This window comes from Arthrobacter sp. FW306-04-A (assembly GCF_044358315.1).
Taxonomy (GTDB): Bacteria; Actinomycetota; Actinomycetes; order Actinomycetales; family Micrococcaceae; genus Arthrobacter.
Map to the genome: position 1 here is coordinate 4,393,239 of NZ_CP084559.1, position 10,285 is coordinate 4,403,523.

Sequence of the window (10,285 nt, forward strand, 5' to 3'; positions counted from 1 at the left end):
TCGGAGCCCCCAGGACCTACGCTGGCGCGAAAGCCCCGTCCGCCACCAAGGGCATCCCTCCTGGTGGCTCGGGACAAGCGATGCTCCGGCTTGCACAACTGGGTGCCCCGTGACGTTGGGCAAAGCCGACAGCACGGGTCACTCGGTGTCGGCCGAAGGAAGCAGTCTGAAACTTCGAGCTCTATGCTTTCTAGCCCTCCGGGGATGGCTCGCTCATGAGTGCATGCTCGACTTTCTGGATGCGCCAAGAGTTTTTATCATCAAACGTTGACTAACCTAGCTGGGAGAGTTCACTGAACCAAAGTCGCCGTGAGCCGCCCCCGGCAATGAACGACTTCGGACCGGGACCTTCCGGGATGAGACTTGGCCAAGTCTGTTGGACGGCGGTTCTCCCGCGGGCCATCTTCCGTTATCTACTCCCTCGAACATTGCTCGGTATCGGGGTCCACGCGCACGCTCTGGGCCTACCAGTCTCAGCCACCACAAAGGTGACCCCGAGGAAGATCTACTCAGACTAGACAGATCGCGTTCATGTCAGCAACCAACCACTAGACAGGGTGAGCGTAAGAGTGGCACCGGCTTGCGCAGCCACGAGAGTTGCGTATGGACTCCACTCCTGGCAGACACGCCGGCGTCTCGTGTGGGCGCTGAGGGTCGTCGCTTCTTCACTGCGGTACGAGAGTCCCCGGCGCGTGATGTCAGAAGTCTGGTCGCGGTTTCACGTGAAACATCGCACACCGCGACGCTGGCAGTCCTTGAGTACAACCTCACCACCTCCTCACTCCTAGCTGCCGACCAGGATTGCGGCCCCTATGGTGCAACAGATGATATGCGCTGGTCGTAACTCCATTCACATCGGAGGAAGATATCCACCGATCGACCTAAAGTTATTCACATGGTTATCCACAGCGATATCCACCGGGCAGAGGGATGTACGTAGCCGCCCCTCCGCCCGGGGCAAAAGGCGAGGCGTCCGAGGGCGGGTGTCCGACTGCACGTCCAATACAAGATCAGTCCTGCGATAGGGCCGTAGTTGCGCGTAAAAGCGCGAAAATGGGCGAAAATGCGATCCAAGAGGGGTAATTTTGCCGAGTTCATGTTCTGGCGTCTTGTTTCACGTGAAACAAGACGCCCGGGTGCCCAAGTTGGCCGAAACTCCAGACACGGACCAAACAGACGGCGATAGATCTGCGACCTTCAGTTTCAAGAAGCAGACAGGTTATCAACAAAGTTATCCACAGCGATATCCACCGGGCCACTCAGGGTTTTCAACAGCGACCCAGCACGCTCGCTGAGCCACCCACACCGCAACATTAGACCTAACCCGTTGCTGTACGTCCGATGCTGGCTGACAATTCCTGGCGACCCTAGGAGAACGTCTGCGCCTCTAAGACCGGCGACAGCAGTCTCCAGCAAGCCTCGGATGTGGTCCTCGCAAAGTCGAAGACCGCAGCCGGGAAGTCTTCGAACGCTTCTCCACCCGAACCTCATTGCGCTCAGATGTCGGAAAGTCAGCGTGCATCGACAGCTCTCCGTTAGCGCAGGCCTCCTGTCCAAGAAGCGCAACGGATCGAAGCCCACTAACTCGTACAGGCATCGGGACACCAAATCGCGTCCCGATCCGCGAGCATCCGACACCTGTTGCAGACACTGGCCGGGCTGCTGGCGTCTTCCTATCCAGGCGACACAGAAATGCTTGCCTACTGAACTCGAGCAGGCGCGGGGAGTGAACGATCTCTGGAGAGTGGTCCGTGACCTTGTCATGGCCAAGACGGTGAACACACAATACTGACCGCCGCTGCTTGACACGATCAACTCCACGCCACCGCCCGCCCTCGTTACGAGCGGGCACGTGCCCAACCTTGGCGGCTCCAAGAACACCTACCCCAGGTTCTTGAGAGAAGTCATCTTGGCTGTGTCAGGTTGGGGTAGTGTGGCCAAGCCTCGGCTGGAGCGTTGTCAGAGCCCAGGGCTTCTAACCGACCCTAAAGGCACCAGCGCATGGAAAGCCAGGTGCGGCCAGTGGAATCGGATAAGGCCCCATGGAGCGCACCGACTCGGGGCCTCGGCTCAAGATTGGAGCCTGCTTGGGACAAGTGAAGTCCAGGGGGACTCCGCTTTCGCCCCACCGCTCGGTCCTGGGGAAGCGAGCTTGGCTACAGATACCCAGCCGAGCACCGTCGAACGCGGATCACGCCGTGGACTCCCGGCGTCCGTCCAATCGGTAGTCTGGTTGCAGTGCTTCGCCGGAAGACCTTCACCGTCTAGTACCCGAGGAATCGTACGAGCACTCCACGCAAATTTAGCCAGACCGAGGTTGACCAGGGTCGCCGACGCCCAGTTCGCACCCTGACCCTGCCAGCACGGCCCACGAGGACCCGTGCTCCAAACGTCACGACCGTCGTCCCACAGTCGCATCTAGCAAAGCGCACATGCCCACATCACAGAGGTTCGCAGGCGGTCGCCACGCAACGAGCAAGGGCAACGAGCGGCGAACGCCGAGTGTTCGATGTCGCCCGGCAAGCAGGGGACAGGCAAGCAGGGGACGGGCAAGCAGGCGGCACGCCGAGTCCATGCCCACCTCTGGCGCTGTTCTAGCGAGGCGCAGTTCTAGCGAGGAGCAGTCATGAGCTGAGTACCGGAACCTTCGCATCCCATGATTCAAAAGGAAGGGGCTCAACTCACCAGCCACTTAAGAGAGTCCGTTCCGAGAAGTGGTGAAATAAGAACCGGAACAGTGGACCGGCCAATCGAATTCAACCCTGCCGTGGACGGGCTGTACAAGGAATAGAGGGCGCGCGCAGAACCCGGGTCATCGCGGAATCTTTTTGAAGATGGAAGGTCACGGGCCTCCAGCAACGATGGAGCTCTCATCCCATCGAGGGTGAGTATATGAACCAAATCGAACGCCATGTCGTCAATCCAGTTTCCTCGCGGGCCACCTACCCATAGTGATCGCTTGCCAAACTGCGAGCAAACTACCGGTTCCTCCTAGGGGCCCGACATGGGTCAGCGTTGTAAACCTTCAACGCTCTGGTCCCACGTGAAACAGGAAGAGAATCGCTACCCCAGTGGAACTGTTACGCGATGGAACCCCGAGGCGACCGAACGTCCCGAGGGTCCTCTGCGGCCTGCGGTACGTTTCACGTGAAACATAGAATCGGGCCTCCAGTTCCCGAAGGACGACACCTACGAGGATGCCTCCGGCTTGTCAGCCCAACAGTCAGCAAGCCCAACAGTCAGCAAGCCCAGCAGTCAGATGGTAGCGTAACCGCCCGCAACCAACAGCATCTTCCTCGAGCGGTGCGCCGCGGACGGTTCTCAGATGGGGGTCGAAGCAACGGAAGCAACTCCCTCCACGGGCGGTTTCATAGTCCAATGAGCGGCCAGGGCATGCAAGCAATTTCCTTTCAGCGGTAGTCGGAATCTGCCCCCCAACAGACGACTCACGGAAAGCCAGTCCAAAGGGTACGGCTATTTGGGACTCCTGAACCGCGGTACCTGGGGGAGAGTCTCCGCAAATGTTTCACGTGAAACGCAAGAACGCCGGCTCACCGATTGTGGCTACTTTGGCAGGAGCCCCAGGCTGCCTTGAGGGAAAAGCACCCTAGGCGGCCACCGCGTACGCTACCCGCGGATTTGTACGCAATGTGCAGCCGCCCCGCAGGGAATGGCCACCTCACCAGATGCATCGCCGATGCGCCAGAAAAGTTCGCCAGTCCGTCAGAATCTTCTTGGCCGATCCAAAATACATCAGAAATGACGGCCACCCGCCCAGGACACCCCGAAATGAGAGGCTCGTGCCGACCGTCCATCACCCGCTCCTACACTGTTCCTGATCGCGAAGAGCCAGAACCAAGAACCAAGAACCAATGCGAATTTGACGACTAGTCATGAGAAGTCTTTCCATGCTGTTCCCGATGACAACGACGGAAGAGCGACATCCACCATTCGCAACGCCACAATTCAGCCATCGTTTCACGTGAAACACTTGCCAATGCCCTGAGATATACCGGGGCCCATTCGCACAAACGAACCGCGCGCGAACCTGCTGCGACGCGGACATCAACGACGTAACGCAGCCCCGGGAGATCTGAGGGAACTCATGCTCCCCAGAACACCCAAAAAGCCAAGCCGGGCCGTGCACGCCCGCAGCATCCTGACAAAGAAAAGGGGCCTGCTTCCTCAGAAGCAAGCCCCATTCCATGGAGATCGGACAGACTACCCTTCGGCGTCGGGCGATAACACGTCCATAATCCGGTTGAGGTCCTCGACGCTCGCAAACTCAATGCTGACCCGTCCCTTGCGCGCTCCCAACGTGATCTTCACGTTGGTGTCCAAACGATCAGAGAGGGACGAAGCAAGGTAATCCAGGCGCTCGTGGCGCGCGTTGGGCCGCGGGATACTGTTCTTAGGCGGCACCGTAGGATCCTGGTACAAGGCCACGGCTTCTTCAGTGGCGCGCACCGACATTCCTTCAGCGACAATCTTCTGTGCAAGTCGCTCCATCGCAGCGGCGTCCGGCAATGCTAGCAATGCGCGCGCATGACCCGCCGACAGCACGCTGGCGGCAACGCGCCGTTGGACCAACGGAGGAAGCTTGAGAAGACGAAGGGTGTTGGACACCTGTGGACGCGAGCGTCCAATGCGATCAGCCAGCTGCTCGTGGGTGGTACCGAAATCCTCAAGCAATTGCTGGTACGCTGCTGCCTCTTCCAAGGGATTCAGTTGGCTGCGGTGGAGGTTCTCCAGCAGAGCGTCGCGCAGGAGGTCATCGTCATTGGTGTCACGGACGATCGCCGGGATCGTTTCGAGGCCGGCGGCCTGAACTGCCCTCCACCGTCGCTCACCCATCACCAGTTCATACGGTTCTCCACCCTTTTCGGTTGAAGTACGTACAACAATTGGCTGTAGGACGCCGATTTCCTTGACGGAGTGAACCAGTTCCGCCATGTCGTCCTCATCGAAGACGCTGCGCGGCTGTTTGCGGTTCGGGTGGATGTCACCAACGGGAATTTCGGCGAAACGCGCACCTGGAACCTCGACCAGCTCAACCTCCGGCGCGTCCACAGGAAGAGTGTCGGAAAAGGAGTCTCCCGCAGCATCGGAACTCACAGCCTCCGCTGCGGCTGGGTTTGACGTTGCGGAGACTTCCGCCGACGGCGACTTCGCCACGGAAGTCTTTGCCGCCGTCGAACTCTTTGACGAAGATCCTCGTGAGGGGGAGCTCTTCGCTATCTCCGTCTCAAGAACTTCCGGGGTATCCACCGTCTCTGGTGCCTTGCGCGCCTCGGGAAAGAAGAGGTCCACAGGGCGCGATGCCGGAACGCCATTGCCCGATGCACCAGCCGAAGCGGAGCTGGGAATGAGAGCCCCAAGACCCCTACCCAGGCCTCGTCGCTTTTCGCTCATTAGTTTGTCCCTCCGGTGGAATGGCAAGAATGGAGCCCGCCAAGGATGTTGCAGTGATTCAGAAAGTCTAGCGTTCGGCGATTTCCGTGGCGGCTTCCATGTAGGACAACGCGCCGCTGGATGACGGATCGTAAGTCATCACCGTCTGTTGGTAGCTCGGGGCCTCTGAGATGCGCACAGAGCGCGGGACCACAGCGCCGAGAACCTGCTCCGGGAAATGCTGGCGAACTTCCGACGCTACCTGCGCGGCAAGATTCGTGCGGCCGTCATACATCGTCAGCAGAATGGTGGAAACGACCAGATCCGCGTTGAGGTGCTTCTGGATCATTTCGATGTTCTTGAGGAGCTGGCTGAGGCCTTCCAAGGCGTAGTACTCGCACTGGATGGGAATGAGTACCTCGCTGGCCGCGCAGAAGGCGTTGACGGTCAGCAGGCCCAGGCTCGGCGGGCAGTCGATGAAGATGAAGTCCAAGCGCCCTTCACCGTTCTTCGCGCGTTCCTTCGAATACACATCGATTGCACGGCGCAGACGCTGTTCCCGTGCAACAAGGGAGACCAACTCAATTTCGGCGCCGGCCAGGTGAATTGTGGCTGGTGCACAGATGAGATTGGGAATGTCGGGACAAGGAGCCACGACGTCGCGCAAGGGCATGTCATTGATCAACACATCGTAGATGCTGTCGACATCAGCGTGGTGCTCAATGCCAAGAGCGGTGGATGCATTGCCCTGTGGGTCTATGTCGATCACCAGGACATTGAGTCCAGCGGAAGCCAGAGCGGCTGCGATGTTGACCGTGGTGGTGGTCTTTCCCACCCCACCTTTTTGATTGGAGACCGTGAAAATACGGGTCTTCTCCGGCTTGGGAAGTTCGCGTCCCAACAGCCGCTCCCGGCGTCGGGTCTCGTTCGCGAGCTGGCGCGCAATCGGGCTGGAATCGTCGATGGAGTCCATGACGTTGTCGCTTCCAACAATCAAGGTTTCACGTGAAACAGCGGCGTTTGCAACCAAAGTCGTGCGCATCAGCGCAGATTCAAACGACGCCGAGGGCGCAGCCATTGCCCGCGCGGACCCCAGGGAAATAAACGGCGGGATCCGCTGCGTGGAGGTTTCGCTACTGCCCACTGTCACACTCTCACTCTCATTCGGCTCTAGCTGCCGTTCTCTAGCTTAACCGCTCAGCTGCGGACACGCGGGACACAGCGCCGAAAGCTAAGCGATCTTCCGCTGTTTGTTGACGACGATCCTCACCACGGTGGTGGGTTCCTCCAAAAGTTCCTGTCCGCAAACCACAACGGATGTTTCCACGCCTCCGAGCTTGCGGATAACCTTGGCTGCTTGCTCAATCTCTTCGGCCGCGCTGCGGCCCTTGATCGCGACCACTTCACCCTTGCCGTTGAGCAAGGGAATAGTGAGACCAGCCAGCTTGGACAAAGCAGAGACTGCCCTCGCAGTGACGACGTCGGCGTTGACCATGCCCACCGCGAGCTCAGCCCGGGTTCGCATGACGGTGACGTTGCCCAGCCCCAGATCATCCACAACTTCCTGGAGCCAGATAACCCGGCGTTCCAGGGGCTCGATCAGTGTGAGTTCAAGGTCGGGGCGTGCAATCGCCAAGCACAAACCGGGAAGCCCCGCGCCTGAACCAACGTCCGCAACGTGGCTTCCGTGAGCTATAGCCGACTCGATGACTGCACAATTAAGGACATGCCGGCTCCAGAGGCGGGGAACTTCACGCGGGCCGATCAGCCCGCGCTCGGTTCCCGACGTTGCCAAATGTTCTACGTACCGTTGGGCGAGCCCCAGACGGTCACCGAAAATCTTCTCTGCCGCCTGCAGTTCGGCCGCCGTAATTTCAACCATGATCCGTTAGTCGGCCGAAACCACGATGTGGCGGCCAGCGCCTTCACCCTCGGACTCGGAAACAAAGCCGAGGTCCGCAACGGCGTCGTGCACAATTTTGCGTTCGTAGGCGCTCATCGGTTCAAGGGCCACTGAAGCGCCAGTCTCCTTGACTTTGGCGACGGCATCTTCGGCAATCTGCTGCAGATCGCCTGCACGCTCTTTACGGTAACCGTTGATGTCCAGCACCAGGCGCGACCGGTTCTCGGTTGCAGACAGTACAGAGAGGCGAGCAAGCTCTTGAAGGGCCTCGAGCACTTCACCGTCACGGCCCACAAGGCTCTCAAGACCCGCGGAATCGTCTTCGGCTGCGATGGAGATGTAGGTGCGGCCATTGCGGATCTCGATGTCGATGTCGCCGTCGATGTCGGCAATGTCCAGGAGTTCCTCGAGGTAGTCTGCGGCGACGTCGCCCTCTTCCTCAAGACGGCTCACGGAAGAGCTCTTTCCGGTGGACTCGTCCTCAGCGGCGGTTTCTACCGTGGCCTCTGCCAGTTCCTCGGTGGCCCCAGCGGCCGTTGCCTCTTCGGTGCTTTCAACAGACATTACTTCTTCTTCCTGTTCTTACGTTGTGGCTGGATGCGCTGCGGTGCCTTGAGTTCGACGGCGGCCACTTCGGCAGCGACGTCGGCGTCCTTCTTCCCGCTCAGGAGCGGAATGGACGGCAGGCCCTTGGCGGCGCGACGCTCAGCAAGTGCCTTGGCTGCGGGAGATCCCGGCGTCGGCATGCGGCGGATGACAAAGAACTGCTGGCCCATGGTCCACAGGTTGGTAGTGGTCCAATAGATGAGCACACCAATCGGGAAGTTGATGCCACCCACACCGAAGACGACCGGCAGGATGTAGAGCATCATCTTCTGCTGACGCATGAATGGGCTGGCCATGGCCTCTTCGGACATGTTCTTGGCCATGATCTGCTTCTGTGTGATGAACTGCGAAGCCGTCATGGCGAGGATCATCACGATCGACAAGACCCACACCGCCACAACGTCGCCGCCAGCGGGCGTGCCGTGAAGCAGCGTCGCAGACAGGGGAGCCCCGAAGATGCTGGATTGGTCGAACTGGACCACTTGTTCGTGGCTCAGTGCACCGATGCCCTGGCCAGCTTCCTTAGCAGCACTGATGCCGGAAAGCACTTGGAACAGCGCGAAGAAGAACGGCATCTGGATCAGCATTGGCAAACACGCGGAGAACGGGTTGGTGCCGTGCTTCTTGTACAGCGCCATCTGTTCCTGAGCCATAGCCTGGCGCGAGAGCTGGTCGGTCTTGCCCTTGTACTTCGCCTGCATCTTCTTCAGATCGGGCTGAAGCAGCTGCATGCCCCGCTGTGCCTTGATTTGCTTGACGAACACAGGGATAAGGGCGGCGCGGATCACCAGCACCAAGCCGATGATGGACAGCGTCCAGGTCCAGCCATTCGCCGCGGGCAGGCCAATGAAGCTCAGGCCGTCGTGGAACCCCAGCATGATCGCGGACACAAGCCACTTGAAAGGGGCCAGAATTGTTCCAAAGATGTCCATACGTTTTCCCTATTTCCTCAGGCCGCTGTACGGCGACCGTCTTCATCAGACCGCACAGCCAGGAACTGGTCCGGGTTGTTCAGTACAACAATTGTGGGCGTCTGGCCTTCGGGCCAGTGACGATGTCCGGCGGGGACGTGGTCCACGCCGCCGGCGTTCCAGGGGTGGCAACGCGCAAGGCGCCGCGCTGCGAGCCAACTCCCCTTGACGGCACCATGTACCGTCACCGCTTCGAGGGCATAGGCCGAGCAGGATGGGAAAAATCGGCACACCTGGCCGTATAAGGGAGAGATGATCCGGCGATACGTCTTCAGCAAGATGATGAGGACGTTGCGCGGCAGCTCCCAAAGAAATGTTCCAAGGATCCTCGGAGAGACTCTAAAGAAGCGGACGACGGCGGAGCTCAGCTCATGCACGCGGTGTCCCTTCCGTTGTGGTGCCCTGCGTGGGCGAAACAACTCGCGGAGAGGATCCGACGAGCCGTTTCGTGGTTGCCGCCAAGGCGGCGTTGTAATCCGTCAGCAGCTGGTCCCAGCTCGCCGTCGCAGCCGCGGGCAGCGCCCGGACAACAACAGCAAGACCCGTGCCATGCCTATTCAAAGACAAAGCACCTGCTTCTCTCAGTCTCCTCTTAACGAGGTTCCTGGTCACAGCGTTCCCGACAGCTTTGGAAACGATGAAGCCGATGCGGCTCGGTTCTCCGGCGCCAATAGGTGCCGTATATAACACTAAGTTCCGGCGTCCATTGCGGACGCCGGAACGTACAGTTGTTGAAAAGTCGGTTGAAGTCCGTAGACGATTACGGGTGGCTAGCACCTATTTACTCGCTTGGGAGACTGACCGACGAGTCAGTTATTTAGGCCGACAGTTCGACGCGGCCCTTGCCACGACGGGCGGCCAAGATGGCGCGGCCGGCACGGGTGCGCATACGAAGGCGGAAGCCATGCTTCTTGGCCCGACGGCGGTTATTCGGCTGAAAAGTCCGCTTGCTCACGTTAGTTACTCCAGTGGATCAAAGGTGCGCCCACCCGATCAAAAGGGGAAGAACTGGCCGACGCTAAGTTTATTTGTGTATCCGCCGCCGCCCAACGCCGGATTTACCGGAGGTGCGGGTGGTCGAAAAGCGGACACATAGGACTTCACAACGTTAGGGCAAAAAGACCCCCCAGGTCAAACCGGGAGCCGCGTCGCCCGTTATCCCCAACTGTGGCTAAGTACACCCAACAGCCTGTGGATGAAGTGGCTCACAGAGGCCGTTTCAGAACCACAACCGTGTAATTATCCACAAGCATGTTCCCAGCTATCTTCTGGGGTTTCCATCCCCTAGAGTGGCTCAGTAGCCGATTATCCACGGACTGTGCATAACCCTGTGGATTCGGTTCGAAATCCACTCATGGTTTGGACCTTTCGGCTGCCGCAATCCAGGCAAGCAAGCACTCGAGGGAACCAATTG

Annotated in this window: 8 protein-coding genes; all 8 read right to left on the minus strand. The window is 59.3% G+C overall.

Translation table 11 applies throughout. From position 1 onward, the window contains the following. Positions 1–4,221: 4,221 nt before the first annotated feature. Positions 4,222–5,412, minus strand: coding sequence for a ParB/RepB/Spo0J family partition protein (locus LFT43_RS20530; protein WP_395800045.1), 1,191 nt, complete (start codon positions 5,410–5,412; stop codon positions 4,222–4,224). A 67-nt stretch (positions 5,413–5,479) separates the two neighbouring features. Further along, complete coding sequence (locus LFT43_RS20535; RefSeq protein WP_395800047.1) at positions 5,480–6,535, minus strand: ParA family protein; 1,056 nt, start codon at positions 6,533–6,535, stop codon at positions 5,480–5,482. Positions 6,536–6,622: 87 nt separating this feature from the next. Next, the gene (gene rsmG, locus LFT43_RS20540) at positions 6,623–7,273 is read right to left on the minus strand and encodes a 16S rRNA (guanine(527)-N(7))-methyltransferase RsmG (RefSeq protein WP_395800049.1); all 651 of its coding nucleotides are present in this window, start codon (positions 7,271–7,273) and stop codon (positions 6,623–6,625) included. 6 nt (positions 7,274–7,279) lie between these two features. Then, positions 7,280–7,858 carry a protein jag gene (locus LFT43_RS20545; protein WP_395800051.1) on the minus strand — a complete coding sequence of 193 codons (579 nt, stop codon included), beginning with the start codon at positions 7,856–7,858 and terminating at the stop codon, positions 7,280–7,282. Then, the gene (gene yidC, locus LFT43_RS20550) at positions 7,858–8,832 is read right to left on the minus strand and encodes a membrane protein insertase YidC (RefSeq protein WP_395800053.1); all 975 of its coding nucleotides are present in this window, start codon (positions 8,830–8,832) and stop codon (positions 7,858–7,860) included. The genes LFT43_RS20545 and yidC overlap by 1 nt, the downstream gene beginning before the upstream one ends. Before the next feature lie 17 nt (positions 8,833–8,849). Next, the gene (gene yidD / locus LFT43_RS20555; RefSeq protein ID WP_395800055.1) at positions 8,850–9,248 is read right to left on the minus strand and encodes a membrane protein insertion efficiency factor YidD; all 399 of its coding nucleotides are present in this window, start codon (positions 9,246–9,248) and stop codon (positions 8,850–8,852) included. Further along, positions 9,241–9,648: a ribonuclease P protein component gene (gene rnpA / locus LFT43_RS20560; protein ID WP_395800057.1), complete on the minus strand. Its 408-nt coding sequence runs from the start codon at positions 9,646–9,648 to the stop codon at positions 9,241–9,243. The genes yidD and rnpA overlap by 8 nt, the downstream gene beginning before the upstream one ends. A 40-nt stretch (positions 9,649–9,688) precedes the next feature. Continuing rightward, the gene (gene rpmH / locus LFT43_RS20565) at positions 9,689–9,826 is read right to left on the minus strand and encodes a 50S ribosomal protein L34 (RefSeq protein ID WP_011776797.1); all 138 of its coding nucleotides are present in this window, start codon (positions 9,824–9,826) and stop codon (positions 9,689–9,691) included. Positions 9,827–10,285 lie beyond the last annotated feature (459 nt).